Origin of the sequence: Pseudolabrys sp. Root1462, from assembly GCF_001426945.1 — a bacterium.
GTDB lineage: Bacteria > Pseudomonadota > Alphaproteobacteria > Rhizobiales > Xanthobacteraceae > Pseudolabrys.
Genome location: NZ_LMFS01000003.1, coordinates 753,880 through 780,709 on the forward strand (window position 1 = coordinate 753,880; position 26,830 = coordinate 780,709).

Here is a 26,830-nt window from a genome sequence, read left to right on the forward strand (position 1 = left end):
AGATGACCATGGATGACAAACAGGATCGCGAGAGCCCAAATCTGGGCGGCATCGTCCTCACCGACGCGCAGAAGCGGGCTCAGCGCTCGCGTTCGATCGCGATCGCCCTGGCGCTTGCCGCGCTTGTCATCCTGTTCTTCATCATGACCCTGGTGAAGGGTCCGGCCGTTCTGGTGCGACCGATATGACGGACACGAAGAACACCGCGCCCGCTCCGCGCAAGGTCAAGCGCGACACCATCATTGCCGCGACCTGCGGCGTCGTCGTCGCCGGCATGGTCGGCGCCGCCTTCGCCTCGGTGCCGCTCTACAACTGGTTCTGCCGCACCACTGGCTTTGGCGGGACCACCCAGGTGTCCGAGGCCGCGCCGGGCCAGGTCCTCGACCGCACCCTGACCGTCCGTTTCGATTCGAACGTCGCGCCCGGCCTGCCGTGGCGCTTCGTGCCGGAGCAGAACACGGTCCAGGTGCGCATCGGCGAGGTCAAGACCGTCTATTACAAGGTCATCAACATGGCCGCGCGCGAGATCACCGCGCAGGCGGGCTACAACGTGACGCCGCCGACCGTCGGGCTCTACTTTCACAAGATCAACTGCTTCTGTTTCACCGAGCAGACCATGAAGCCCGGCGAAACGCGTGACATGGCGGTGGTGTTCTATGTCGATCCTTCGCTCGTGAAGGATTCGGACCAGGACCCGCTGAACACCATCACTCTTTCCTATACCTTCTTCCCCGTGGACGCGCCGCAGAAGCCGGTAGCGGATGCGGAACCGAAGACATCGAAAAAGCTGTAACTGGAACTGGGGGGCGCCTCGGCGCCCGTTGCAAACCGACCGACTCGAACGGAGACGATAATGGCCGAGGCACACGCAAAGCATCACGACTACCACCTGGTCGATCCGAGCCCGTGGCCGGCGGTCGGCTCGGTCGCCGCCTTCGTGATGGCGTTCGGCGCCGTCAGCTGGATGCACCACCTGTATTCCGCGGCGCCGCTGGTGTTCGGCCTCGGCGTGCTGCTGGTGCTCTACACCTTCGTCGGCTGGTGGCGTGACGTGATCCGTGAGGCGGAGTTTGGTGGCTTCCACACCCGCGTCGTGCAGATCTCGCACCGCTACGGCATGATCCTGTTCATTGCCTCCGAGGTGATGTTCTTCGTCGCCTGGTTCTGGGCCTACTTCAACACCGCGCTGTTCCCCGGCGAGGCGCATGAAGTCGCCCGCGTCGCCTTCACCGGCGGCGTCTGGCCGCCTAAGGGCATCGAGACCTTCGACCCGTGGCACCTGCCTCTCCTCAACACGCTGATCCTGCTGACCTCGGGCACCACGGTGACCTGGGCGCACCACGCGCTGCTGGAGAACGATCGGCAGGGTCTGAAGTGGGGTTTGATCCTCACCATCGGCCTCGGCATGATTTTCACTTGCGTGCAGGCCTTCGAATACTCGCACGCCGCCTTCGCCTTCAGCGGCAACATGTACGGCGCCGCCTTCTTCATGGCGACCGGCTTCCATGGCGCGCATGTCATCATCGGCACGATCTTCCTGATCGTCTGCCTGGTGCGCACGCTCCGCGGTCACTTCACGCCGACCCAGCACCTCGGCTTCGAATTCGCCGCCTGGTACTGGCACTTCGTCGACGTGGTCTGGCTGTTCCTGTTCGCCTGCATCTATGTGTGGGGCTCGGGTGCCGAACACGCCGCCGCGGCCGCGCACTAAAGCCGCCGTATTGATGTTGCAAAGGGGCGGCGGCAACGCCGCCCTTTTTGTTTGGAGGTATCTTTATGTCCGAAGCTGGCTCGACCGCTCTGCCGATCAAGCGCGGCCTGCTCGGCCGCTGCCCTCGCTGCGGCGAAGGCAAGCTGTTCGACGGCTTCCTGACACTGCGCCCGGCCTGCAACAAATGCGGGCTCGATTATTCGTTCGCCGACGCCGGTGACGGCCCGGCGGTATTCGTCATCCTCATCGGCGGCGCGCTGGTGGTACTCGCCGCGCTGTTCACCGAGGTGGTGTATCAGCCGCCGTACTGGGTGCACGCGGTGCTGTGGGTGCCGTTGATCCTCATCGTCACGCTCGCCCCCCTGCGCATGCTCAAGGGGCTGCTGATCGCCCTGCAATACCACCACAAGGCGGCGCCCGGCCAACTGCAGCGCAAGGGCGACGCGTGACCGCGGCGAAGGATACAGGTGTCGGCGTGCGCGGCGTTGTCACCGCCAGCATTGCTGCCGCTCTGGGGCTGGCGCTGCTGCTCGGGCTCGGCACCTGGCAGTTGCAGCGCAAGGCCTGGAAGGAAACCCTGATTGCCACGGTAACCGCGCGTATCACCCAGCCGCCGCAGCCGCTCTTGCCACGGGCGCAGTGGCCGACTGCGAGCGAAAGCGAGCGCGAATATGCCCATGTGAGGTTCACGGGGACATTCCTGCCCGGCGAAGCCTTCGTCTATACCGCCGGATCGTCGCTCCGGCCGGACGTTACCGACCAGGGCTACTGGGTTTTTGCTCCGGCGCGCCTCGCCGATGGTGGTGTGTTGCTAGTCAACCGCGGCTTCGTCCCCACCCCCCGCAAGGATTCGGCGGCGCGTGCGCAAGTTACGCCGGGCGGTCCGGTCGACATTGTCGGCTACATGCGCTGGCCGGAGGCGCATGGCCTGTTCGCGCCGACCGATGACGTCAAAGCCAACCTGTTCTTCACCCGCGATCTCAACGCCATGTCGGCCGCGCACGGTTGGAAGCTCGATGCGCCGTTCTACATTGATCAGGAAGCGCCGCCGCCGCCGGGCGGCCTACCGAAGCCGGGCAAGATCGAAGTGAATCTCCCGAACAACCACTGGCAGTATGCACTCACCTGGTACGGTCTCGCGCTGGCGCTGATCGGCGTTTACACGGTGTGGCTCACCGGCCGTCTGCGGCGGCGCACCGAGCGCTGAACGCAAATGGGCCGGACGTTGGCGTCCGGCCCATAGCGGTCATGACTGGCTGATGGCGATTACTTCGCCAGCCCGAGATCCTTGAGACTCTCGCCGAGCTCCTTGTCATTCTTGGCCAGGAAGGTGCTCAATTCGGCCGACCCGCCCCAGACCGCGCCGAAGCCGCGGTTGGCCATGAAGTCCTGATACTCCTTGCCGTCATAAATACGTTTGAATGCCGCCTCGTACTTCGCGGTGATGTCGGCCGGGAGACCTTTCGGGGCCGCCATCGCGCGCCACAGCACCATGGTCCAATCAGAACCGGTAGCTTCTTTCACGGTCGGAATATCGGGAGCCACCTTCGACCGCTTGCTGTCCATATAGACAAGCGTGCGGACGCGTCCTGCTTTGGTCAGACTTTCCGCTTCCGGCAGCGAGCATGAAACGAAGTCGATCCCGCCGCCGGCGAGGTCCGTCAACGCGGTTGCCGCGCCGGTCGACGGCACCCAGCCGACATTCTTCGGGTCAATGCCTTTCGACTTCAATAGCCCGCCGAGCGCCAGATGCCAGCTGCCGCCTTGGCCGGTGCCGGAGGCCTTGAACTTGTTCGGGTTGGCCTTGATGTCGTCGAGAAGCTCGCTGATTGTCTTGTACTTGGAGTCGGACTTGACGTGGATCGCAGCCGGATCGGTGTTCATCAGCGCCAGCGGCGTGAAGGCTTTGTAGTCGAGATCGGTCAGCCCGACCCAATGCATCATGTTGATTTCGAGCGTGATCAAGCCGATCGTGTAGCCGTCGGGTTTCGACGTCGCGATCGCTTGATGGCCGACGACTCCGCTGCCGCCGGTGCGGTTGACCACATTGATCGGTTGCCCGAAGTCCTTCTCGAGCAGGGCCGCAATCATTCTGGCAACCGCGTCGGTGCCGCCGCCGGCGGCCCATGGCACGATCAGCGTGATCGGACGTTCGGGAAACGCTGCCGCGGCCGGCATCGCCGACCCTGTGATCATCAATGCGAGCGCTGCGAGCCCGCCGAACCAAGCTTTCCATCCCTGACGCATCTGTCCCTCACCTTGCAAGATTTGTTATTTTGTCTTTGCAAACCGCCGTCTGCGCGACGGCCGGCGTGGGTGGTAGTGTAACAGCCGCCCGAAAGCCTGACGGTCACAGCATCTTTGCCAATGGGGAACAGATCGGCCGGCGCGCGCCGCCGCCGGTAAGCGGCAGATCAGGCCACTGGCGATGGTGACATCGTCTGTTCGTTGTGGCGGGCAACGGACTGGACTTCGGACGCCGAGATGTGGCCAAGCCCGTCGATCAGGAAATCGACGAAGCAACGGATGCGCGCAGGCATGTACTTCTGCCGGAAGAACACGGCGAAGACACTCAGCGTGTCATTGGGGTGGAATTCTTCGAGCAACGGAATCAGCCGCCCGGCGCTGATATCGCCGTCGACCATGAAACTGCCGAGCCGGGCAATGCCGATGCCGGCCAGCACGGATTCGCGCAAGGTATCACCATTGTTGGCCCGGAAATTTCCTGACACCGGCTGTACGAACGAGCGCCCGTTCTCGATGAACGGCCATTCGTTCAGGCTCGCCTTGATATTGAAGCCGAGGCAATTGTGCGTTGCGAGATCGGCCGGGGTGCGCGGCGCCGGGTGCCGCGCGAGGTAGGCCGGCGAGGCGACCACGATACGGCGAAAATCGAGAACCTTGCGGGCCCGCAGCGAAGAGTCCTGCAGCGGCCCGATGCGAACTGCAACGTCGGCTTGGCCGCTGACCAGATCCACGACTTCGTCGGACAGGGACAGATCGACCTCGATTTCCGGGTAGCGTTCAAGAAACTTCGGCAGGATCGGCAGGAGATGCTGGCGCGCAATCGACACTGACGAGTTCACGCGCAGTCGCCCGTGCGGAACGCTGCGGCGCGATGCCAGCGTGCGTTCCAATTCGTCGATCTCATCGGTGAGACGCAGGCATTCGCGGTAATAAACCTGACCTTCGGCGGTGAGGCGAATGCTGCGGGTGGAACGGTCGAGCAGTTGCACGCCGAGCCGGTCCTCCAGGCGCCCGATCGCCTTGCTGACGGCCGAGGGCGTGACGAGCAGCGTGCGGGCCGCATTCGAGAAGCTGCCAAGGGCCACGGCGCGGACGAAGAACTCCATTTCCCCCGATTTGTCGGCCATTGCCGCCTGGCTCCTGTTCTGTGACCAGCAATCATAAATCCTATGCCGCTTTCTCCGCCCCATCAATGATATGGCCTACGGGTGTAAGTGGCCGACGGATGGAGAGGGCTTCACGGATGAAGATACTGGTGACGGGTGCGACGGGGTATATCGGCGGTTCGGTGGCGGCAAAGCTGATGGCCGCGGGCCATGAAATCGTGGGGCTGACGCGCAGCGACGATGGCGCGGCGCGGCTCAAGGCGCTCGGCATTGAGCCCCTGGTCGGATCGCTGATCAGCCTCGACCTGCTCGCGGAGGCCGCACGCGGCGTCGATGCAGTGATCAACGCCGCCAATGCCGACGATCCATTCGCCGTCGAGGCCATTCTCCCGGTCCTCGAAGGAACCGGGAAGTCCTTCATCCATACCAGCGGCTCAAGCATCATCGCCGATCGCGCCGGCGGCAACGGCAGCAATCTCGTTTTTCATGAGGATACGCCGTACCGGACGCTGCCGGAGCGGCAGGGCCGTCTCGCGGTGGAACAACTCGTGTTGTCCTACGGGCAACGCGGCGTGCGCACCTGCGTCATCCGGCCGACGCTCATCTACGGCACGGGCCTTGGACTGCATAAGAACAGCGTCCAGGTTCCGCGCATGCTCGACCTTGCCATCAGCAAGGGCAAGGCGCTGCATATCGGCGCGGGCGAGAACATCTGGTCGAACGTCCATATCGACGACGTGGCGGATCTCTATCTGGCCCTTCTGGAGAAGGCGCCGGCCGGCTCCTTGTTCTATGCCGAGAATGGCGAGTGCAGCATGCGCGCGGTGGCCCAGGCGATCAGTCGCTTGCTCGGCTATGGCGGCAAGACCGAAAGTTGGCCGATGGCGGAAGCGTTGAAGGAGTGGGGTATCTCCGCGCACGCCACCTTCGCGTCGAACAGCCGGGTCAGCGCGCTCAAGGCGCGCAGGATGCTCGACTGGAAGCCGAAGGGCGTCGCCTTGCTCGACGACATCGAGCACGGCTCGTATCGCGAAGCTTTGAGAGTTTAGCTGGCTTCGCCTGGATGGAGCGAAGCGAAATCCGGGCGCGGAAAACGTCAGGCCACATCGATCGTCGGAAATTCCGCGGGCGAGGTGATCTCGATCAGCTCCAGATCGTCCGAGCAGGCGATCGTGACATGAGCCACGCCGGACGGCTGACACACGCTGTCGCCGGCTTTCGCGGTGATGACCTCACCGCCGGCTTCGATCTTGAACCAGCCTCGCAGGATGTAGATCATCTGAAAATCGAGTTCGTGCTTGTGCCGCTTGAAGCCGCCTTCGCGCGCCTCCTTGGCGCGGATAACATGAGCGCCGAACCGGCCACCGGTGGCTTCGGCGATGCCGAGATTGCGATATTCGAAGTGCGACCACAGGCCCTGCGGCGCGAACACCGCGTCTTTAGCGTAGGACACGCTGAACCTGGATGAATCGGCGGACATCGGCACCTCGTCAAAAAGCTGGATCAACTTAGCCAGAGGCGGGCAATGCGCGAAGCGGCGCTCCGGCACAGTGCTTGTGACGAAAATTCCCCGCGGCGTTGCGACGCTGGCCGCGCACGGATGTTCCGGCGGCTCCCGGGCCCGAGCGAGCTTTCTTGTGCTCGGCCCAGCCCGAGGCTAGGGTGCTGTCAGCAATTCAAACCTTCCGAGACAGTCAACAATATCAATGCGTTACATCTCCACCCGGGGCGCGACGGCCCAGCTCGATTTCGTTGAGGTAATGCTGGCGGGGTTGGCCCGCGACGGCGGGCTATACGTTCCAACAACCTGGCCGACCTTGTCGCCGGCGGCGATCGCCGGCTTCGCCGGCCGGCCCTATGCCGAGATCGCGGTCGAGGTGCTCAAACCGTTCGTCGGCGACGCCATCGCCGAGGCCGATCTCTCGCGCATCGCCCATGAGGCCTACGGCACGTTCCGGCATCCGGCCGTGGCGCCGCTGGTGCAGCTCGGCGACAACCTGTTCGTGCTCGAGCTGTTTCACGGCCCGACGCTCGCCTTCAAGGACCTCGCCATGCAGCTCGTGGCGCGGCTGATGGATCACGTGCTCAGGAAGCGCGGCGAGCGCACCACCATCGTCGTCGCCACCTCGGGCGACACCGGCGGTGCCGCGGTCGAAGCGTTCCGCGGCCGCGCCCAGGTCGATGTCGTCGCGCTTTATCCGCACGGCCGTATCTCCGAGGTCCAGCGTCGCATGATGACGACGCCGGCCGACAGCAACGTTCATTCGATCGCCGTCGAGGGCACATTCGACGATTGCCAGGCGCTGGTGAAGGCGATGTTCAATCATCACGCCTTTCGCGACCGTGTGCGCCTGTCCGGTGTGAATTCGATCAACTGGGCGCGACTGGTGGCGCAGGCGGTTTATTACTTCACGTCGGCGGTCGCGCTCGGCGCGCCGCATCGCAAGATCGCCTTCACGGTGCCGACCGGCAATTTCGGCGACGTCTATGCCGGTTATGTCGCCAGCAAAATGGGCCTGCCGATCGATCGGCTGGTCGTGGCGACCAACGTCAACGACATCCTGGCCCGCACCTTCGCCACCGGCGATTACGAGACGCGGAAGGTCGTGGCGACGTCGTCGCCGTCGATGGACATTCAGGTGTCCTCAAACTTCGAGCGCCTGTTGTTCGAAACCTGCGGCCGCGATGCTGCCAAGGTCAACGCGCTGATGGGCTCGCTGGCGCAATCCGGCCGCTTCACCGTGCCGGGCGATGCGCTCAAGGCAATGCGAGCTCTGTTCTCGGCCGACCGCGCCGACGAGCAGGAGGTCGACGCCGAAATCCGCGCCTGGATGAAAGAGGCGTCCTATTGCGTCGATCCGCACACCGCGGTGGCGCTGGCAGTGGCCGAGAAGGAAACCCGCGACCCGTCGGTACCGATGGTGGTGCTGTCGACCGCGCATCCGGCCAAGTTCCCGGACGCGGTGAAGGCGGCTTGCGGAGTGAACCCCGGGCTCCCAGATTGGCTTTCTGACCTGCCTAAGAAATCCGAGCGCTTTACCGTGCTGCCGGCTGACCAAAGCAAGATCGAGACATTCGTGGCGAACGCGTCGCGCGCGGCGCGTGAAGGAGTTGGCGTATGACCGTTGAAGTGACCAAGCTGCCATCCGGCCTGTCGGTGGTGACTGACCGTATGCCGCATCTTGAGTCGGCTTCGCTGGGCGTCTGGGTCGGTGCGGGCAGCCGCGACGAGGCGCCCGACGAGCACGGCATTTCGCACCTCCTCGAACACATGGCCTTCAAGGGCACCAAGCGGCGTACCGCGCGTCAGATCGCGGAGACCATCGAAGCGGTCGGCGGCGATCTCAACGCCGCGACCAGCGTCGAGAACACCGGTTATTTCGCCCGTGTGCTCAAGGCCGACGTGCCGCTGGCGCTCGACGTGCTGGCCGACATCCTGTCCGAGCCGACCTTCGATCCAGAAGAATTGCGCCGCGAGCAGAACGTCATCACTCAGGAAATCGGCGCCACCGAAGATGCGCCGGACGATCTGGTGTTCGACCGCCTGCAGGAAACCGCGTTCCCGGGCCAGCCGATCGGCCGCTCAATCCTCGGTACGCCGGACACGGTGCGTTCGTTCAGCGCCAAGAGCCTGCGCGCTTATCTCAACCGCAATTACAGTGCGCCGAACATGCTGGTCGCGGCGGCCGGCGCCGTCGATCACCAGCAGATCGTCGCCGAGGCCGAGAAGCGCTTCGCCAGCTTTGCCGGTCCGGACGCGCCGGCGCACCAGCCGGCACGTTTCGGCGGTGGCACCAAGGTGGAATCGCGCGATCTCGAACAGGTCCACATCGCGTTGGCGCTCGAAGGCGTGCCGGTGAAGGACCCGCAGCTTTACAGCCTGCAGGTCTTCACCAGCGTGCTCGGCGGCGGCATGTCTTCGCGCCTGTTCCAGGAAGTGCGCGAGATCCGCGGACTCTGTTACACGATCCAGGCCTTCCACATGCCGTATTCCGACACGGGGCTGTTCGGGCTTTACGCCGGCACGGATGAGGCCGACGCGCCGGAATTGATGCGCGTCGTGATCGATCAGATCGAGAGCGCGACCGAAACGCTCAACGACGCGGAAATCGCCCGGGCCAAAGCGCAGATGAAGGCCGGCCTGCTGATGACGCTGGAGAGTTCGGAAGCCCGCCTCGGGCAGATTGCACGGCAGATGCTGGCCTATGGCCGGCCGGTGCCGCTCGAAGAAATCGTCGCCAAGGTCGAGGCCGTGACCGTGGAAAGCGCGCGGGCCGCCGGCCGGGCTCTGATCGCCCGCGGCCGTCCCGCCATCGCCGCGCTGGGGCCCGGCAATGGGCTTGAAAGCACCGCCGCAATTGCCGAAGGTTTGGTCCGTCCGGCCGCCTGAGCGACGCGCAGGCTGGCCAAGCGGAATGGGACCATGGCGTTTTTCCGCACCGTCGGTTTCAACGATGTCGAGCCGGTGATCGCCGGGCAGGGCGTCTATATGCGCGCGCCGCAGCACGCGGACTTTGCCGCCTGGGCCCAACTTCGCGAGCAGAGCCGGGCTTTTCTGAGCCCCTGGGAGCCGATCTGGCCGTCGGACGACCTGAGCCGTGGCGCCTTCCGCCGCAGGCTGCGGCGTTATCAAGACGATCAGCGCAACGATCTTGCCTACGCCTTCCTGGTGTTTCGGAGCGCCGATCATGCGCTGGTCGGCGGGCTGACCCTCGCCAATATCCGCCGCGGGGTCGCCCAAGCCGGCAGCCTCGGCTACTGGACCGGCGCGCCGTTCGCCCGCCGCGGCTATATGAGCGCGGCGGTCCGCGCGCTTCTGGCGCACAGCTTTGGCGCCCTGCGGCTGCACCGGGTCGAGGCGGCCTGTATACCGACCAATGCGCCCTCGATCGGGCTCCTCGAGAAGACCGGATTTCAACGCGAGGGCTATGCCCGCCGCTACCTGTGCATAAATGGCGTCTGGCAGGACCATTTGCTCTACGCGCGCCTGTCCGACGACCCGTGAGCCTGCGATCAAAAGTCGCTTGCCTTGGGCCCGCCACGCTTGTTTTGCTATAGAGCGCAGGGCTTTAGCCCGACCATGAACGTATTCGACCAATTGCGAGTGGACCTATGACCGGGGAACGAAACGAACAACCAGGGAACCAGCGGGAAACAGGTGCTCCTTGGCGGGCCCTGGCCTGCGCGACGCCTCTGCTGGCTTTGCTGCTGGCCGGCTGCGGCACCAGCCTGTCCTCGCTCAACCTTCTCGATTCCAATAAGGCGACCAGCGACGGCCAGGCGGAAAGCGGCAATGTCGGCAACCTCAGCAACGAGGACGTCGATTGCCCGCCGGTCCAGGTTCGCACGGGGGCCGCGACGCTCATGATCGGCGGCGCGGGCAAGCCCGATGAGCCGGCGGCGCTCAATCTGCGCTACCAGGGCACGATCATCCGCTACGCGCGCGAATGCCACATCAACGCAGGCGTGATGACCATGCGTGTCGGCATCGAGGGGCGCGTCATCACCGGCCCGGCCGGCGGCCCGGGCAAGGTCGACGTGCCGCTGCGCATCGCAGTGGTGCAGGAGGGCGTGACACCAAAAGCCATTAGCTCGAAGTTCGTGATCGTGCCGGTGGAAATAACCTCGGCGGTGGATCGCGTCACATTCACCCATATCGAGGAAGGCATGACCTTCCCGATGCCGACCCCGGCGGGCCTGCTCGATTCCTATGTGGTCTATATCGGCTTCGATACCCTGGCGGCACAGCAGCAGAAGAAGCCGGCGCCGCGAAAGCGGCGGTAGGACGCTCTGAACGAGCCGTCCGTCAGCCTTCGAGGTCACGCGCTGCGCGCGTTCGCACCTCAGGTTGACGGAACCGATCGCGTCGGCGCGAACGCCTCACCAGCCTCGAAGATCGACGACCGTGCTCTTGAGCGCGCGCAGGTCGGAGATCACGGCGCGGGCGCCGGCTTCGCCCAGCTGAGCGCCGAGTGTCGATCCGGCGTGGCTGCCGCCGACAAAGCCGATCACCGTCATGCCGGCTGCGACCGCCGCGGTGACGCCAGCCGCCGAATCCTCGACGACCAGGCAGTTAGCCGGCTCAACCCGCATCTGCCGCGCGACGTGCAGGAACAGGTCCGGCGCCGGCTTTCCGTTGGGAACGTCGCCGGCCGAGAACAGGTTCGGTTCGAAAAAGCGCAGTAGATCTGTGGTCTCGAGGCTGACCCGGATACGGTCGAGCGATGACGACGACGCCACGCATTTCGGTCCGCGCAGCCACGATAAAGCATGGGCCGCATGGGCGGTGGGGCGCAGTTCGGCGCGGAACTTGCGCAGGGTCGCCAGCGTCACCGTCTCGGCGAAACCATGCGGCAACTTGCGCCCCGAGGCGATCTCCACCTCGGCGAACATGTCGGCCTGGCGGCGGCCGGTGAAATAGCGCGCGACAAGGTCCGGCGTCAGCCCGAAGCCGGCGCGCATGAACTCCTGCGATACGATCGCGGTGGCAAGCGGCTCGCTGTCGACAAGCACGCCGTTGCAATCGAAGATGACCACGAGTCCCCCGATCCGTGGCCGGATTAGCCGGCTGGTCTGTTTGTTGGAATACAAACGCCTACGAATGGGCGGCCTCTGGAGCCGCAACGCCACTCTTACAAACGAATCGCTGACTGCGAGCTTAGTCCGGCCGAATCGGTATGCAAGGCGCACCTGAAATTTAACATTCCGCAATGCTGTTCCGCGCGCTCACTCCGGAATCAGATACCGCACGAAAACCACAAGCGCCCAAAGAAAAAGGCCGGCCAATCGGCCAGCCTTGGTGTTGCTTATAACGAAGCTCGTCGGGAGGCGCAGGGCGCTCTAGTTCAGCTTCTTGCGGACGTCTTCAATGCCGCGGCTGATCAACTCGCCGGCCAGCGCGCCCTTGGCCTCGGTCGAGAGGATCCGCTCGGCGGCGGAGATGGCCGCTTCGGCGGCGGCGGCGCGGACATCGGCCGCGGCCTGCGCTTCGGCCTGGGCAATCTTGACCTCGGCCATCTTGGTGCGGCGGGCGACGAACTCTTCGATCTTGGCCTTGGCTTCGACCGCCATCCGGGCGGCGTCTTCCTTGGCGCCGGCGACGATGCTCTGCGCTTCGGATTCAGCAGCGGCGCGCTTGCGCTGATATTCGGCCAGAACCGCAGCCGCTTCTTCCTTCAGCTTGCGGGCCTCGTCGAGTTCCGCCTGGATGCGGGCGGCGCGGTCGTCGAGCGACTTGGCCAGCATCTTGTGGACGCCGATGTAGCCCAAGCCTGCGATGAACAGGACGAAGGCGATGGCGACCCAGGTTTCGCCCTCGAGGAAAAATTCGGCCATTGTCGATTACCTCTTGAGCGCGTCGGCGACTGCGGCCGTGACCGCCTGATCGCTTGGCGCCTTGCCGATGAGCCGTTCGACGATGGCCCGGGCGGCGTCCTCGGCGATGCCGCGAACGTTGGTCATTGCCGCCTGTTTGGTCGTCGCGATGGTCTTCTCGGCGTCGGTGAGCTTGACGTTAAGCTCGTCTTCCAGCGCCTTGCGGCGGGTTTCCGCCTCCGCCGCCTGCTTGTCGCGGGTTTCGTTGGCGATCGCCTGCGCGTTGGCGCGGGCATCGGCCAGCGCCTTCTCGTAGGCCGCCACCGCCGCGTCCGACTGCTCCTTGAGCGTGCCGGCCTCGGCAATGTCGCCGTCGATCCGCTTCTGGCGGTTCTCGATGACGCTGCCGACGCGCGGCAGCGCCCATTTGGACATCAGGACGAAGAGCAGGACGAAAGCGATCGCGAGCCAGACAAGCTGCGAGGCATAGGAATGCGAGTCAAAAGGCGGAAAGCCCGTCTTATGCTCACCTGCCGGAATGTGCTCGGTGCTTGTCGTGTGCTTTGGTTCGGCCATCGTCTTTACTGCCTTGGTGCCCGGTGCGTCGGCTCTCGATTAGAGAGCGAACAGCAGCAAGAGGGCGATCAGCAGCGAGAAGATGCCGAGCGCTTCGGTGATGGCGAAGCCGAAAATCAGGTTGCCGAACTGGCCCTGAGCCGCCGACGGATTGCGGATCGCCGCCGCCAGGTAGTTGCCGAAAATGATGCCGACACCGACGCCCGCGCCGCCCATGCCGATCGCCGCGATGCCCGCGCCGATGTACTTCGCTGCCACTGGATCCATAGCCTAACTCCTTCTGGTTTTTTGCTTGACCCGAGCCCTTAGTGGCCCGGGTGAATAGCGTCATTGAGGTAGATGCAGGTGAGAATTGCAAACACATAGGCCTGCAAGAAAGCCACCAGCGTTTCGAGCGCCATCAGGATGACGATCATGCCGAAGGGCAGGATGCCGCCGATCCAGCCGATCGCGCCCATCGCGCTGCCCATCAGAATGATGAAGCCCGCGAAAACCTGCAGCGTAATGTGACCCGCCAGCATGTTGGCGAACAGACGAACCGAGTGCGAGATCGGCCGCGACACGAAGGAGAGCACTTCGATGAACACGATCAGCGGCAGGATGGCGATCGGCACGCCCTTGGGCACGAACAGATTGAAGAAGTGGAAACCGTGACGGTACAGGCCGTACAGCAGCACGGTGAGGAACACCATGATCGCCAGCGCGGCGGTGACGATGATGTGGCTGGTGACGGTGAAGGTGTAGGGCACCAGGCCGATGAAGTTCAGCGTCAGCACGAACATGAAGAGCGTGAAGACGAAGGGGAAGAACTTCATGCCTTCCGAACCGGCGGTCGAACGCACGGTGGTGGCGACAAATTCGTAGGATAATTCCGCTGCCGATTGCAGGCGCGAGGGAACCAGACTCTTCTTGGCGGTGCCGATGATCAGGAAGGCGGTGATGATGACCACCGCGGTGAGCATGAACAGCGCCGAATTGGTAAAGGCGATCTCGGTGTTACCGATGTGAGCGACCGGGAAGAACTCGACAATGCGGAACTGATGGATTGGATCGGCGGCCATTTTCTATTCGTGCTCTACTTCGACTTTAAACGTTCGGATTGTTCACTGACGACGCCAGCGGCCCGCATCACATTGAGTACCCCGGCGGCGAAGCCGAGCAACAGGAACAGGATCAGCCCCCACGGCGAGATACCGAGCCAGCGATCCAAAAGCCAGCCCAATCCCCCACCTACCAGCACGCCGGCGACAAGCTCGGTCGACATGCGGAACCCGCGCGCATAAGCCGAAGCCGAATTGGCGGCCTTGGCATTCGATCGAGCGTCGTCATCTTGGTCGGTTTGCCGGTTCGCGGTTGCGATCCGTTCGCCCAGACGCTCGAGCCTCGCGGAGAGAGCAGCTTCGTCGTCCGACGGATTTTTGTGATCTTTATCGCCGCGCCTGCCGTCAGCCATGCTTTCGACCTGCGTGGTTTAAAGGCTCCGCAATCGTCCCGCCGCCCTAAAAGCCGCGCGGACCATACTGGCGGTGTGTATCCAAGTCAAGAAACCGGAGTATTCATTTAAGATATTGATTTTGCACAGAATATCGCGATTTCCGAATGGTCCTGAGAGGCCTCGCTTGCGAGGCGGGACCGCCGTCAACAGGATCGGCGTTGTTGCGGTTACAGGCGTCACATCACGGGTGCTAAACTTGTTACGTCATGACGAACCGGGAAGGACGAGGGCCATGCGATCCGCCCGTCTCACACTAGCGACAGCTATCGTTTTTGCCGCGCTGGGCAGCGCTTTGGCGCAGAGTCCGGCGCAGCAGCCCGCTCCGGATGCGGTTGAGCCGCCGACACAGGATCGGCTCAAGGAACCGCCAGGCCAGACACCGCCGGCGCCGCCTGACGCCGCGGCGAGGGACATTGTGCCGCAGGCGTCGGGACGGTTCAGCTTCACCAAGGTCGATGGCGGTGTGCTGCGGCTCGACAGCGCCACCGGCCACATGAGCTTCTGCAGTCAGCACACGGTCGGCTGGGCCTGCGAGGCCGTGCCGGAGGATCGCGCCGCGCTCGATGCCGAAATCGCCCGGCTGCAGCGCGACCTCGCCAGCCTCAAGGACGAGATCGCCAAGGCGCAGCTGCCACCGGAGCCGCCGCGGCCGCCGGCCGACCTTTCGCCGCAGCCTCCGGGTCAAGGCAAGGCGCAAGACGACGCGAAACTCAGGCTGCCAAGTCGCGAGGAGATGGAGCGTGCCCGCGCCGCCCTGGAGCGCGCCTGGCAACACCTCGTCGACATGATCACCCAGTTCCAGAAAGACATGATGAAGAAAGGCTAGCGTGCCGCGCCGACTGTCTTCCCTAAGCGAGAGCTCGCCGCAAACCATCGTCACCGCGACGCTGAGCGTGACGACGCACGGCACCGGATTCACAGAGATCACCGGCGACGCGCGTGCCTTCATCGAACAGGCGAGCGCCGGCGAAGGCGTCTTCCTCGCTTTCCTGCGTCACACTTCGGCGTCGCTGACGATTCAGGAGAACGCCGATCCCGACGTGCAGACCGACCTGACGACGGCGCTCGATCGCCTGGCGCCGGAAGCAGCGCCGTGGATCCACGACGCCGAAGGGCCCGACGACATGCCGGCGCATGTGAAGGCCATGCTTAACGGGGTGTCGCTCCATGTGCCGGTCAAGGACGGTCGGCTGATGCTCGGGACCTGGCAGGGTATCTATCTGGTCGAACATCGCCGCGCGCCGCATACGCGTGAAGTGATCTTCCAGTTCATCGGCAGCCGCATCTGATTGGATCGCGTTTTCGAACGGCGAACCGGCTTCCGCTCCCCTGTAAACGCTCCGATCAAAAAAATGCCCCGCGAAGTGCGGGGCATGAAATCGTCAAGGAAAAAGGCGGGCGGTGGTGTCTGCCACCGCCCGTTCTCGTTACTACGTGATGTCGCGGTCCTTGGTCTCGGGCAGGAAGAAGAAGCCCACGACCACGGTGATCGACGCGAAGATGACCGGGTACCAGAGACCGGCGTAAATGTTGCCGGTCGAGGCCACGATCGCGAAGGCGGTGGCCGGCAGAAGGCCGCCGAACCAGCCGTTGCCGATGTGATACGGCAGCGACATCGAGGTGTAGCGAATCTTGGTCGGGAAGAGTTCGACCAGCATCGCCGCGATCGGGCCGTAGACCATCGTGACGAAGATCACGAGGACCAGCAACAGACCGATGATGGCCGCCGTGTTCGCTTTGAAGATATCGAACGGGTGGTTCATCTTCACGATGCCGGGATCGCCAGCCTTCGGGTAGCCCGCCGCCTGCACGGCCGCGAGAACCTGCGGATTGGCCGCTGCCGCGGGGTACGGCACTTCCTTGCCATTGACGACGACCTTCACGCCGGAGCCGGTCGCGCCATAGGTGGTCGAATACTTGACCGACTGGAGGGCGAGGAAGGCACGGGCGGTGTCGCACGGCTTGGTGAAGACGCGCGTGCCGACCGGGTTGAACAGATCGCCGCAGAGCGCGGGATCCGAGACGACTTCAACCTTGACCGTCTCGATGGCCTTTTCCAGCGCCGGGTTGGCGTTGCTCGTGATCATCTTGAAGATCGGGAAGAAGGTCAGCGCCGCGATCAAGCATCCGCCGAGGATGATCGGTTTGCGGCCGATCCTGTCGGACAACGCGCCGAACAGGATGAAGCCGCCGGTGCCCAGCAACAGGGACCAGGCGATCAGCAGGTTGGCGGTGTAGCCGTCGACCTTGAGGATCGATTGCATGAAGAACAGCGCGTAGAACTGGCCGGTGTACCAGACCACGCCCTGGCCCATCACGCCGCCGAGCAGGGCGATGAGAACGATCTTGGCATTGCTCCAGTTGGCGAAGGCTTCGGTCAACGGCGCTTTCGAGCCCTTTCCTTCGTCCTTCATCTTCTGGAAGACCGGCGATTCATTCAGCTTCAACCGGATGATGACCGAGACGCCGAGCAGCACGACCGAGACCAGGAACGGAATGCGCCAGCCCCAGGCGGCGAAAGCCGGCTCGCCAAGGATCGTGCGGGTGAACAGGATCACCAGCAGCGACAGGAACAGGCCGAGGGTCGCGGTGGTCTGGATGAACGACGTGTAGTAGCCGCGCTTGCCCATCGGCGAGTGCTCGGCGACGTAAGTTGCGGCGCCGCCGTATTCGCCGCCGAGTGCGAGGCCCTGCAACAGGCGCAGACCGATCAGGATGATCGGGGCCGCGATGCCGATGGAGGCAGCGCTCGGGAGCAGGCCGACGATGAAGGTCGACAAGCCCATGATGAGGATGGTGACGAGGAAGGTGTATTTGCGGCCGACGATGTCGCCGACGCGGCCGAACACGATTGCGCCGAACGGACGAACGATGAAGCCGGCGGCGAAGGCCAGCAGCGCGAAGATGTCGCGCGTCGCCTGATTGAACATCGGCTGGTTGGTCGCCGGGTCGATGACACCGAAGAACTGCGTGCCGATGATCGCTGCGAGCGAGCCGAAAAGATAGAAGTCGTACCATTCGAAAACGGTGCCGAGCGATGATGCGAAGATGACGAAACGTTCGTCCTTCGTCATGCCGGCGCCCCGCGTCGCCGATGCTGCCATAGCTGACATGTTGCCCCCAAAGGCTTGTTTGGATGTTTCCTCGTCGCGGCAGAGCACTTTTGAATCTCGGCCGCGGCGGCGACATCGTAGTCGCAAAGCCTCGGAACCCGCCTATTAGACTTTAGGCTATTTTACCGGCATAAATTACTACGGATGCTGACTTTTTGCAGTGCGAATAAAAGGCCCCGCCGCCGCGCTTCGGGGAAAGGTGAATTACCTGCGCGCAACAATCCGAGACGCCCGCGACAAAAGTTCTATATAGAGGGCGACAGGGTGACAGCGGCCGGCAGGGCCGGTTTTTCGAGGTGATGGTGAGCGAGGCTGTTGAATACAAGTTGTTGATTGCGGACGACCATCCGCTGTTCCGGGGCGCGCTGCGAGAGGGCATTTCCGGCCTGATGGACCGGGCGGAAATCGCCGAAGCCGGCACGTTCGATGAAGCGGTCGCGATCCTGGATCGCTCGGCCGATATCGACCTGGTGCTGCTCGATCTGGCGATGCCGGGCGCCCGAGGTTTTTCAGGCCTGATGTATCTGCGGACACAGTATCCGAGCGTGCCGGTCGTGGTGGTTTCGGCCAACGACGATCCGGCCACGATCCGCCGCTGCATGGAGTTCGGCGCCTCGGGATTCATCCCCAAGACGCTCGGCGTTGAGGACATGCGTGCGGCAATATCACGCATCCTCGGCGGCGGCCTGTGGACACCGCCGGACGTCGACCTCAGCGCCGGTTCGGATGCCGAGACCGCAGCCCTGATGGCGCGCATGGCGACCCTGACGCCGCAACAGGTGCGGGTCCTCATGATGCTGTCCGAAGGATTGCTGAATAAGCAGATCGCCTACCAGCTCGGCGTGTCCGAGGCGACGGTGAAGGCCCATGTCTCGGCGATTCTGCAAAAGCTCGGCGTCGAGAGCCGTACCCAGGCGGTGATCGCCGCGGCCAAGATCGAAACGGGTCAGTGGTCGCAGGGTGCCGGCATCGAGGGCTGATGCTTATCATCCCTCCTGCAATGGAGGGATGAAGAATCACTCCGCCGCGGCGACGCGCAGCACGCGCCACTGTGCCAGCAGTGCGCGCAAGGCGGCCGGCTTTACCGGCTTGTTCAGCAACTGAATGTCTTCGGCGCGAGCGCGCTCGCGCACGGCCGGCGAACGGTCGGCGGTGATCAGGATCGCCGGCAGCGGGCCGCAGTGCTGGCGCAACGCGATGATGGCGTCGATGCCGTTGCCGTGATCGAGGTGATAATCGACCAGCAGGCCGTTGGGCGGCACCGCGCTCGCCGCGACTGCGTTCAGGGCCCCGTCGAGGTCCGGAGCCTTGAGCACTTCACAGCCCCAGCCGCGCAACAGCATCTCCATGCCATCGAGCACCGCGGGTTCATTGTCGATGCAGATCGCCGTGGTGCCGGCGAGCTGTCCGGGATCGACGCGGCTCTGGTTGCGCGCCGGCAATTCAACCGGCTTGGCGCTCGAGCGCGGCACCGTCACGGCGAAATGCGATCCGCCGGCGCGGATGCTGTCAACATCGACAGCGGCTGCAAGGATGCGGCCGATGCGTTCGACAATAGAGAGGCCAAGACCGAGGCCGCGGGCGATGCGCGCGCCCTGATCGAGCCGGTGGAATTCAATGAAAATGTCGCGCCGTTTCGACGCCGGTATGCCGACGCCGGTATCGTAAACGTCGATGCGCAGTTCGTGGCCCCTGCGACGGCAGCCGATCAGCACCTTGCCGGCGGGCGTGTATTTGATGGCATTGGAGACAAGGTTCTGCACCAGGCGGCGCAGCAGGCGGCGATCCGAACGCACCACCAGCGAGCAGGGCACATATTTGAGCTCGATGCCCTTGCCGGCGGCGAGTGGCGCGAATTCCAGTTCGATCTGCCGCATCACGTCGTCGATCCGGAAGGATGAATACTCCGGACGCATCGAGCCGGTATCGAGCCGCGACATGTCGAGCAGCGCGCTGAATATCTCTTCGACGGCTTCCAGCGAGGCGTCGATGTTGTCGGCGAGTCTGCGGTCGTCGTGGGCGCCGCGCTCGATCAGGCTGGTCACGTAAAGCCGCGCGGCATTGAGCGGCTGCAGGATGTCGTGGCTGGCGGCGGCGAGAAACTTGGTCTTCGAAATGTTGGCGGCGTCTGCTTCCCCCTTGGCGTGAGCGAGCTCGGCATTGAGCAGTTCGAGCTCTTCGGTGCGCTCGCGCACGCGCCGCTCGAGCGTTTCGTTGGAGCGCTCCAGGGCCTCGGCCGCCTCGACGCTGGCGGTGATGTCGGTGAAGGTGGTGACGATGCCGCCATCCGGCATGTGGTTGGCGCGCACCTCGATGACCATGGAGCCTTCGGCGAAGCGCTCCATGAACACGTCCTTGCCGGACAAATACCGTTCGACCTGCTCGCGCACCAGATCCTCGGCGCGTTTCGCGTCGACGTCGGCGCGCCGCAGGTTGAAGCGCAGGATTTCGGCAAGGTCGATGCCGACGCGGATCAGACTGGGCGGCAGATCGAGGATTTCACCGAACTGCCGGTTCCAGCAGATCAGCTGCAGGTCGCGGTCGAACACCGCAATGCCCTGGCGCACGTGGTCGAGCGCGGTCTGCAGGATTTCGCGGTTGTACTGGATTGCGGCGCTGGCGTCGTCGAGCAGCTTCAGCGCCGCCTTGGTCGTCACCGTGCGTTTGCGCAGCAGCAGCGACAGCACCAGGCGCGATGAGGCGCCGCCGATCGCCGAGGCGAGGATATGTTCGGCGTGACGTACCAGGCGAAAGTCGGCTTCGTCCTTGGGATCGAGGCTGATGCGGTGGGTGGTTGCGAAATTTTCGAAGGCGTTTCGGGTGCGGTCCTCGCCGAGATAGCGGGCGACCGTATTGTTGAGTTCTTCGACCGTAACCGCGGAGCGCCACAGCCGGAAGGTCGGCGCTATCGGCGCCAGCGTCGTCGGCACGAAGGTGTTGGCCTGCAGGCGCTCGATCGGCGACGGATCTCGGCGCAGCGAGAAGCCGATATAGCAGGCGATGTTGACGAAGAAGCTCCACACCACGCCATGCACCAAGGGCGATAGATTGAGGCCCAGCAGGTGCTGCGGCCGCAACAGCGCGATGCCCCACGGACCTTCGGTGAGGAAATGCTGACCTATGATGCCGATATCGGCGAAGGTCGGCAGCAGCAGCGTGTAGCCCCACATCAGGATGCCGGCGACCATGCCGGCGATGGCGCCCGCCGCGGTGGCGCGCCGCCAGAACATGCCGCCGAAGAATGCCGGCGCGAGTTGCGCAATCGCGGCAAAGGACAGCAGGCCGATCGACGCAAGCTGCGAGGGGCCGGCGGCGCGATAATACAGATAAGCCAGAATGAGGATGCCGAAGATCGACAACCGGCGCACGGTAAGCAGCATCGAGCCGACATCCTCTCGCCCGGATATCAGGGCTTCGCGCCGTTGCAGCACCAGCGGCATGATGAGGTCGTTCGAAATCATGATCGACAGCGCGACAGATTCGACGATCACCATGGCGGTGGCGGCGGACAGGCCGCCGACGAAGGCGGCGATGGTGAGCACGTAGGATCCGGTCTGCAGCGGCAGCGCCAGCACGAACATGTCGCTATCGATGGCGTCGCCCTTGAAGGTGAGCAGGCCGGCGACTGCGATCGGCACGACGAAAATATTGATCAGCACGAGGTAGAGCGGGAACAGCCACGCCGCGCGCTTGATCTCATCCTCGTTGTTGTTCTCGACCACCGCGACGTGGAACTGGCGCGGCAGCAGGATGATGGCGAAGAATGACAGGAGTGTCGTCGCCATGAATGTATCGAGCGCCGGTTCGCGGGTGAACTGGCTTACGACCTGGGGGAGCTGCTGCGCCGCCTCGAACAGCGCTGTGGGGCCGCCGAACATCCAGAAGGTGACGTAGATGCCGACGGCAAGGAAGGCGAACAGCTTGACGAGGGACTCCGTCGCGATCGCCAGCATCAGGCCGTCCTGATGTTCGGTGGCGTCGATATGGCGCGTGCCGAACAGGACCGCGAAGGTCGCCATCGATAGCGCAACGAACAGGGCGATGTCGCCAAGCAGCGGTCGCGACAAGTCGTCGGCCGGCGTTACATGCGCGAGGATGGTCTCGAGCGACGACGACACGGCTTTGAGCTGGAGAGCAATATACGGAATTGTGCCGATGATCGCGATCAAGGCGACGGTCGCAGCCACGGCCTGGCCTTTGCCATAGCGCGCCGCGATGAAGTCGGCGATCGAAGTAATGTTCTGCGCCTTGGCGAGGCGTACGATGCGGATGATGAGTGGCGCGAACAGACCGAGCATCAGCACCGGGCCGATATAGATGGTGAGGAAGTCGTAGCCGGTGCGTGAAGCCGAGCCGACCGAGCCGAAGAAGGTCCAGGAGGTGCAATAGATCGCCAGCGACAGCGGGTAGATCATCAACCGGGTGCGGCCGATGCGGCCGAGGCCGCCGCTCGCTGTGGCAACGCCGGGCACGCGCCGTCGCAGCCGGTCGCCATAGCTGGCGACCAGGAACAGCAGGCCGATGTAGCCCAGCGCTACGGCGATAACGACCCAGCCTTGCAGCATTCCCGGCTCCGGACAGAAGCCAGGCTAAGCCCAGCTTTCGTCTGCTATTTTATCGATCGGCGTGGCGGATGGATAGGACTTCGAAGTCGCCCAAATGCCCGGTTCAGGCGGCATCTCAATAAGCCGACATACGATGTTCTGGTCTGAGAGCCATGATTTGACCTTGCCCGGCGAAGCGGGGCAATGATCCCGAGGAAAGGCCTGCGCAAGGGCGCGCGGGTGGTTCCCTGAGAGTCCGCCCGCCTTGCCTGCTTTCCCATTCATCACCCGATTGGCCGCCTTCCGCGATGTTGCGGAGACCATGATGTTCGCCGCGATCGGCGGACTGGTGCTCGGTTATCTCGGGATGCCCGCGGGTTATCTGTCCGGCTCCATTCTTGCCGTCGCCATCGCCGCGCTGGCCGGCCGGCCGATGCACGTGCCGACCACGATGATGCGCGTGCTCGTCGTCCTCATCGGCATTTCGCTGGGCGCCGTGGTCACGCCGGAGACGCTGCGCGGCGTCACCAGCTATCCGGTCAGCATCGCGGTGCTGCTGGCTGCAACGGTGGTCATCGTCGTCGCCGGCACGGCCTATCTGCGCGTCGTCCACGGCTGGGACAAGCTGACGGCTTATCTCGCCTCGGTGCCGGGCGGGCTGTCGCAGGTGATGGCGCTGGCCATCGAGTTCAAGGCCGATGTGCGGGCGGTTGCGATCGTGCAGACCGTGCGCGTCATCATCCTCGCGGTCGGCTTGCCGGCACTGTTCGCCGGTCTCGGTCTCGTCGATCATACCCACGCCGAGCCGACGGCATCGTTTTCACCGTCACAGTTCGACGAGCTCGCCATCCTCATCGTGGTCTCGGCTTTTGCGGCCGTCATCGCTCATAAGATCAGGTTTCCCGGCGGGCTGCTGTTCGGCGCCATGCTGGCCTCGGCGGCCCTGCACGGTACCGACACGCTGCGCGTCGTCATGCCGTGGTGGCTTTCCTATGTGGTGATGATCGCCTTCGGCGCCGTCAGCGGCGCGCGCTTTGCCAATACACCGCTGCGCCTGCTGCTGAGGTTCACCGGTGCGGCGCTCGGCGTGTTCGCCGTCGCCGTGGCGATCACCGGCGGCTTTGCCGTTCTGCTGCTGGGACTGCTCGACATTCCCATCGCCGAGGTGATGGTCGCCTACGCGCCAGGCGCGGTCGACGCCATGCTGCTACTGGCGCTGGCGCTGCATTTCGACCCGGTTTACGTCGGCACGCACCACCTGGTGCGCATCTTCTTCGCGATGATCGTGACGCCGTTCGTGGTGCGGCTGCGGGCGCGGGGCGGCGAGAAGGACCCGGCCGTCAAGCCGTCGGCGGATGCGATCGACGATTGAGGTGGCTTATTCGGCCGCCAGTTGCCGTCGGCTCTTCGGCAATTGCAGCCGCTCCCAGACATCGACCAGCGCTTCGGCCAGATGATCGACCAGCACGTCGTCGTGATAGGGCGACGGCGTGATACGCAGACGTTCCATTCCGCGCGGCACAGTCGGGTAATTGATCGGCTGAATATAGATGTTGTGCTCGGTGAGCAGCATGTCGCTCGCGAGCTTGACCTTTTCCGGATCGGCGACCAGCACCGGCACAATATGCGTATCCGACGGCATCACCGGCAGGCCGGCGGCATTGAGCACGGCCTTGACGCGCGCGGCGCGGTCCTGATGGCGGTCGCGTTCCCACTGTGAAGTCTTGAGGTGGCGGATCGCCGCGGTCGCCGCCGCGCAGATCGCCGGCGGCAGCGCGGTGGTGAAGATGAAGCCGGGGGCGTAGGAGCGCACGGCATCGATCATCGCCGCCGTGCCGGCGATGTAACCGCCGAGGCAGCCGAACGCCTTGGCGAGCGTGCCCTCGATGACATCGATGCGATGTGCGGCCTTGTCACGTTCGGTGACGCCACCGCCACGCGGGCCGTACATGCCGACGGCGTGGACCTCATCGACATAGGTCATGGCATTGTACTTGGCGGCGAGATCGCAGATCGCATGCAGTGGCGCGACGTCGCCATCCATCGAATACAGGCTCTCGAAGAGCACGATCTTCGGCCGCGCCGGATCGGCGGCCTTGAGCAGTTCCTCAAGATGCTCGAGATCGTTGTGTCGCCACACGACCTTTTCGCAGCCGGACTGGCGCACGCCCTCGATCATCGAGTTGTGGTTCAGCGCGTCCGACAGGATCAGGCAGTTCGGCAGCAGTTTGGCGATGGTCGGGATACCGGTCTGGTTCGAGACGTAGCCCGACGTAAAAACCAGCGCAGCCTCCTTGCCGTGCAGGTCGGCGAGTTCACGCTCCAGCTCGACCAGCGGATGGTTGGTGCCGGCGATGTTGCGGGTACCGCCGGCGCCGGTGCCCATGCGCGCCGCGACGTCGACCATGGCGCCGATCACCTGCGGGTGCTGCGCCATGCCGAGATAGTCGTTCGAGCACCAGATCACGACTTCGCGCTTCCCCTCCGGCGCATGCCAATAGGCGTAGGGGAAGCGACCGGCGATGCGCTCGAGGTCGGCGAACACGCGGTAGCGGCGTTCCTGGCGGAGCTGGTCCAGGGCGGACACGAAGAACTCATTGTAATTCATGGAATTTCTACTTTCTCGCCCCGAGGTCGGGTCTTTTTAGTGGGCTTCCAGCCCGCTTGTCGAGATGAGATTCGTACAATTCCAATGTGGCGGTATTGACCGAGGTCAAAGGCGGAACCTCCCCGGCGGGCCGGGAAGGTTCTTTCGTGGGTTCGCGACTATTGCAGCCCGTAGCTGTCGATCAGATCGGCGCGGAGCCGCGTCGGCGTCGGCGGTGTGCTGCAGCGCTCGCGAATCGATTTTTCGAAGGCCTTGAAGGTCGGCAGTTCGGTCACGGCGTCGGAGCTGTCTTCCGCGAGATTGACGAAGACGTGAACGAAGCTGACGCCATCCGGCTCCTTGAACAGCCCGTAGGCGATGCCGGCGGGCTTTTTTTCGTGCAATTCCGAAAACACCGCACGCGACAGTGCTTCGTTTTCGTCCGCCCGTTCGGGTTTGGTCGTGTAGCGTACTATCGTTACTCTCGCCATGGAGGCCTCCTTCGGCTGGCGCGCGCCCTGTGCGCACGCTCATGTCGAAAAGGACGCCGCGGCGGCGGGTAAGGATTCGCCGGGCGATAAATTTTTGCGAGACCGAATCCTATTGCTGTGTCGGATCGTCCAGATGGCAGGACCAACAGAAGAGAGGCCGCCATGGGCGACACCGTCATGACCCCGGACGCCTTCGGGCAATTGCTGTCGCAGACCCGGCCGCGGCTGCATCGCTATTGCGCGCGCATGCTCGGATCGGCCTTCGACGGCGAAGACGTGGTGCAGGACGCCATGGCCAAGGCGATCGAGGCATTGCCGGAGGCGGGCCATCTGGACAATCCGGAGCGCTGGTTGTTTCGCATCGCGCACAACACCGCGCTCGATGCCTTACGCCGCCGGAAGCGGCTGGAGACGCGTCAATCATCGTCCGAACTCATTGCGATCGAGGATCCATCGGCCGACGCCGCGGCGCGCGTGGAGACGGCCGGGAGCTTCGCCGCTTTCCTCGCGCTGCCGGCCACGCAACGCGCCTGCGTCGTGCTGTCGGATGTTCTCGGCTACGCCAATGCCGAAACAGCCGGCATCCTCGAGACGACCGTAGCGGCCGTCAAAGCTGATCTGCATCGCGGCCGCGAGAGGTTGAGGGCGCAGAAGAACGAGCCGGTCGCGCGGCCTGCGATCAGCGATGCGGAAAGGGCGCGCCTGCGCAACTACGCCGATCTGTTCAACGCGCGCGACTTCGACGCGCTACGCGATTTACTGGCCGAAGATGTCAGGCTCGACCTCGTGAACCGAACAAGACTCAATGGCCGCCGCGATGTCTCGGTCTACTTCACCCGCTACGCGGCCGCGGCGCCCTGGCGCTTTACGCTCGGTTTCGCCGAGGGCCAGCCGGCGCTGCTCGTCGGCGCGCCTGACAATGACACGCTGCGGTTCGTGGTGCTGCTGGGCTGGTCCGGCGACAAGGTCGCCAGCATCCGCGACTTCCACTACGCGCCGTACATCGTCGATGGGCTTGCGACCGAGAGCCTCTAGCGCGCCTGAAAATCGGCGAGGTTCAGATAGCCACGCATGCCGGCGAGCATCAGCGCACCGATATGCAGTTGCAGTGAGAATTCACCGGAATAGATCATGGCGCCGAGTTCGGCCGGGCTCACCAGATTGAGTTCGAGGCCGGCCTCGACGCTTGCGCCAGGCGGCCGCCAGTCGGTCTCGACGAAGAAAGTGTGCACCATGTTCGACAGCCGCGCTGTGCACGGCGCGAAGCTGCCGAGCGCATGCACGGCTTTGGCCGGATAGCCGGTCTCTTCGAGAAGTTCGCGCTCGCAGGTGCGAGCCGGGTCCTCGCCCGCTTCGGTCATGCCCGCCGGCAATTCCCACGTCTTGCGCTCTACGGCCGGCCGGTACTGCTGGACGATGGGGATGCGGCCATCCGGCGTCAGCGCGACGATGGCGATGTAATCCTGCTGGCCGATGGCGTGATAAAGCTCGGGCTTGGCGCCGGCGCGGAATTCGACCTCGCGCTCGATCACCTTCATCCACGGCGAAATGTCGATGGTGCGGCGGGATCTGATCTTCGGGTATTCGCCCATGCTTGGCTCCATTGGAACGCGGAGCCTAGCATGGAAGCGCCCCCGCGAAAGCGG

The 26,830-nt window shown here is 64.1% G+C and carries 28 protein-coding genes and 1 pseudogene; 15 read left to right on the forward strand and 14 right to left on the reverse strand.

Annotated features, from left to right (window positions below):
* The first annotated feature begins 8 nt into the window (after positions 1–8).
* From ASD45_RS20290 to ASD45_RS20310, 5 genes are all read left to right on the forward strand, one after another.
* Positions 9–188 (forward strand): hypothetical protein, encoded by a 180-nt coding sequence (locus ASD45_RS20290; RefSeq protein WP_056913455.1) that lies wholly within the window; start codon positions 9–11, stop codon positions 186–188.
* The gene (locus tag ASD45_RS20295; RefSeq protein WP_056913456.1) at positions 185–793 is read left to right on the forward strand and encodes a cytochrome c oxidase assembly protein; all 609 of its coding nucleotides are present in this window, start codon (positions 185–187) and stop codon (positions 791–793) included. Before ASD45_RS20290 ends, ASD45_RS20295 begins: the two co-directional genes overlap by 4 nt.
* A gap of 60 nt (positions 794–853) precedes the next feature.
* A complete protein-coding gene (locus tag ASD45_RS20300; protein WP_056913457.1) occupies positions 854–1,711 on the forward strand; it encodes a cytochrome c oxidase subunit 3 in 858 nt (285 codons plus the stop codon).
* Positions 1,712–1,776: 65 nt separating this feature from the next.
* Positions 1,777–2,160 carry a DUF983 domain-containing protein gene (locus ASD45_RS20305; RefSeq protein WP_056913458.1) on the forward strand — a complete coding sequence of 128 codons (384 nt, stop codon included), beginning with the start codon at positions 1,777–1,779 and terminating at the stop codon, positions 2,158–2,160.
* A complete protein-coding gene (locus tag ASD45_RS20310) occupies positions 2,157–2,918 on the forward strand; it encodes an SURF1 family protein (RefSeq protein WP_056913459.1) in 762 nt (253 codons plus the stop codon). The genes ASD45_RS20305 and ASD45_RS20310 overlap by 4 nt, the downstream gene beginning before the upstream one ends.
* Positions 2,919–2,977: 59 nt before the next feature.
* Here ASD45_RS20310 and ASD45_RS20315 read toward each other — a convergent pair whose 3' ends face one another.
* Entirely contained in the window at positions 2,978–3,958 is a 981-nt protein-coding gene (locus tag ASD45_RS20315; RefSeq protein ID WP_056913460.1) for a tripartite tricarboxylate transporter substrate binding protein, read from the reverse strand.
* 167 nt (positions 3,959–4,125) lie between these two features.
* Complete coding sequence (locus tag ASD45_RS20320; protein ID WP_082541066.1) at positions 4,126–5,085, reverse strand: LysR family transcriptional regulator; 960 nt, start codon at positions 5,083–5,085, stop codon at positions 4,126–4,128.
* A 116-nt stretch (positions 5,086–5,201) separates the two neighbouring features.
* On the opposite strand from ASD45_RS20320, the gene ASD45_RS20325 reads away from it, so the two are divergent.
* Positions 5,202–6,113, forward strand: coding sequence for an NAD-dependent epimerase/dehydratase family protein (locus tag ASD45_RS20325; protein ID WP_082541067.1), 912 nt, complete (start codon positions 5,202–5,204; stop codon positions 6,111–6,113).
* Between the two features lie 47 nt (positions 6,114–6,160).
* Here the strand turns inward: ASD45_RS20325 and ASD45_RS20330 are convergent, their stop codons facing one another.
* Positions 6,161–6,544 carry a cupin domain-containing protein gene (locus tag ASD45_RS20330; protein WP_056913641.1) on the reverse strand — a complete coding sequence of 128 codons (384 nt, stop codon included), beginning with the start codon at positions 6,542–6,544 and terminating at the stop codon, positions 6,161–6,163.
* A 226-nt stretch (positions 6,545–6,770) separates the two neighbouring features.
* Here ASD45_RS20330 and thrC point away from each other — a divergent pair, with 226 nt between their 5' ends.
* The 4 genes from thrC to ASD45_RS20350 all read left to right on the forward strand — a co-directional run bounded on the left by thrC (position 6,771) and on the right by ASD45_RS20350 (position 10,848).
* Positions 6,771–8,186, forward strand: a complete 1,416-nt coding sequence (thrC, locus tag ASD45_RS20335; RefSeq protein ID WP_056913462.1) for a threonine synthase — start codon at positions 6,771–6,773, stop codon at positions 8,184–8,186.
* Positions 8,183–9,454: a pitrilysin family protein gene (locus ASD45_RS20340; protein ID WP_056913463.1), complete on the forward strand. Its 1,272-nt coding sequence runs from the start codon at positions 8,183–8,185 to the stop codon at positions 9,452–9,454. Before thrC ends, ASD45_RS20340 begins: the two co-directional genes overlap by 4 nt.
* A gap of 33 nt (positions 9,455–9,487) precedes the next feature.
* Positions 9,488–10,069, forward strand: coding sequence for a GNAT family protein (locus tag ASD45_RS20345; protein WP_056913464.1), 582 nt, complete (start codon positions 9,488–9,490; stop codon positions 10,067–10,069).
* Positions 10,070–10,176: 107 nt separating this feature from the next.
* Positions 10,177–10,848, forward strand: coding sequence for a hypothetical protein (locus ASD45_RS20350; protein WP_156380994.1), 672 nt, complete (start codon positions 10,177–10,179; stop codon positions 10,846–10,848).
* A 96-nt stretch (positions 10,849–10,944) separates the two neighbouring features.
* On the opposite strand, the gene ASD45_RS20355 is transcribed toward ASD45_RS20350, so the two are convergent.
* The 6 genes and pseudogenes from ASD45_RS20355 to ASD45_RS20380 all read right to left on the reverse strand — a co-directional run bounded on the left by ASD45_RS20355 (position 10,945) and on the right by ASD45_RS20380 (position 14,407).
* On the reverse strand, positions 10,945–11,601 hold the full coding sequence (locus tag ASD45_RS20355) for an HAD-IA family hydrolase (RefSeq protein ID WP_056913466.1): 657 nt from the start codon (positions 11,599–11,601) through the stop codon (positions 10,945–10,947).
* Between the two features lie 303 nt (positions 11,602–11,904).
* Positions 11,905–12,399 (reverse strand): ATP F0F1 synthase subunit B, encoded by a 495-nt coding sequence (locus ASD45_RS20360; RefSeq protein ID WP_056913467.1) that lies wholly within the window; start codon positions 12,397–12,399, stop codon positions 11,905–11,907.
* Positions 12,400–12,405: 6 nt separating this feature from the next.
* Positions 12,406–12,972 (reverse strand): annotated as a pseudogene (locus ASD45_RS20365) (F0F1 ATP synthase subunit B); the annotation flags it as partial.
* A gap of 21 nt (positions 12,973–12,993) precedes the next feature.
* A complete protein-coding gene (locus tag ASD45_RS20370; RefSeq protein ID WP_056913469.1) occupies positions 12,994–13,221 on the reverse strand; it encodes a F0F1 ATP synthase subunit C in 228 nt (75 codons plus the stop codon).
* Between the two features lie 38 nt (positions 13,222–13,259).
* Positions 13,260–14,015 (reverse strand): F0F1 ATP synthase subunit A, encoded by a 756-nt coding sequence (locus ASD45_RS20375; protein ID WP_056913470.1) that lies wholly within the window; start codon positions 14,013–14,015, stop codon positions 13,260–13,262.
* Between the two features lie 14 nt (positions 14,016–14,029).
* Entirely contained in the window at positions 14,030–14,407 is a 378-nt protein-coding gene (locus tag ASD45_RS20380) for an AtpZ/AtpI family protein (protein ID WP_056913471.1), read from the reverse strand.
* A 274-nt stretch (positions 14,408–14,681) separates the two neighbouring features.
* Between ASD45_RS20380 and ASD45_RS20385 the strand changes: the two genes are divergently transcribed.
* A complete protein-coding gene (locus ASD45_RS20385) occupies positions 14,682–15,275 on the forward strand; it encodes a hypothetical protein (RefSeq protein WP_156380995.1) in 594 nt (197 codons plus the stop codon).
* A 1-nt stretch (position 15,276) separates the two neighbouring features.
* Positions 15,277–15,738 (forward strand): secondary thiamine-phosphate synthase enzyme YjbQ, encoded by a 462-nt coding sequence (locus ASD45_RS20390; protein WP_056913473.1) that lies wholly within the window; start codon positions 15,277–15,279, stop codon positions 15,736–15,738.
* A gap of 141 nt (positions 15,739–15,879) precedes the next feature.
* On the opposite strand, the gene ASD45_RS20395 is transcribed toward ASD45_RS20390, so the two are convergent.
* The gene (locus tag ASD45_RS20395) at positions 15,880–17,562 is read right to left on the reverse strand and encodes an MFS transporter (RefSeq protein ID WP_056913474.1); all 1,683 of its coding nucleotides are present in this window, start codon (positions 17,560–17,562) and stop codon (positions 15,880–15,882) included.
* Between the two features lie 299 nt (positions 17,563–17,861).
* Between ASD45_RS20395 and ASD45_RS20400 the strand changes: the two genes are divergently transcribed.
* Complete coding sequence (locus ASD45_RS20400; protein WP_056913475.1) at positions 17,862–18,542, forward strand: response regulator transcription factor; 681 nt, start codon at positions 17,862–17,864, stop codon at positions 18,540–18,542.
* Between the two features lie 36 nt (positions 18,543–18,578).
* Here the strand turns inward: ASD45_RS20400 and ASD45_RS20405 are convergent, their stop codons facing one another.
* On the reverse strand, positions 18,579–22,127 hold the full coding sequence (locus ASD45_RS20405) for a PAS domain-containing hybrid sensor histidine kinase/response regulator (protein WP_056913476.1): 3,549 nt from the start codon (positions 22,125–22,127) through the stop codon (positions 18,579–18,581).
* Between the two features lie 304 nt (positions 22,128–22,431).
* On the opposite strand from ASD45_RS20405, the gene ASD45_RS20410 reads away from it, so the two are divergent.
* Positions 22,432–23,478 carry an AbrB family transcriptional regulator gene (locus ASD45_RS20410; protein WP_162249472.1) on the forward strand — a complete coding sequence of 349 codons (1,047 nt, stop codon included), beginning with the start codon at positions 22,432–22,434 and terminating at the stop codon, positions 23,476–23,478.
* Between the two features lie 6 nt (positions 23,479–23,484).
* On the opposite strand, the gene hemA is transcribed toward ASD45_RS20410, so the two are convergent.
* Together hemA and ASD45_RS20420 are read right to left on the reverse strand one after the other, a co-directional pair.
* Entirely contained in the window at positions 23,485–24,714 is a 1,230-nt protein-coding gene (gene hemA, locus ASD45_RS20415) for a 5-aminolevulinate synthase (RefSeq protein ID WP_056913478.1), read from the reverse strand.
* Positions 24,715–24,872: 158 nt separating this feature from the next.
* Entirely contained in the window at positions 24,873–25,184 is a 312-nt protein-coding gene (locus ASD45_RS20420; protein ID WP_056913479.1) for a hypothetical protein, read from the reverse strand.
* A 162-nt stretch (positions 25,185–25,346) separates the two neighbouring features.
* Here ASD45_RS20420 and ASD45_RS20425 point away from each other — a divergent pair, with 162 nt between their 5' ends.
* Positions 25,347–26,219 (forward strand): sigma-70 family RNA polymerase sigma factor, encoded by an 873-nt coding sequence (locus tag ASD45_RS20425; RefSeq protein ID WP_056913480.1) that lies wholly within the window; start codon positions 25,347–25,349, stop codon positions 26,217–26,219.
* Here ASD45_RS20425 and ASD45_RS20430 read toward each other — a convergent pair.
* Entirely contained in the window at positions 26,216–26,776 is a 561-nt protein-coding gene (locus tag ASD45_RS20430; RefSeq protein ID WP_056913481.1) for an NUDIX hydrolase, read from the reverse strand. The two genes, ASD45_RS20425 and ASD45_RS20430, sit on opposite strands and share 4 nt — an antisense overlap.
* Between the last annotated feature and the right edge of the window lie 54 nt (positions 26,777–26,830).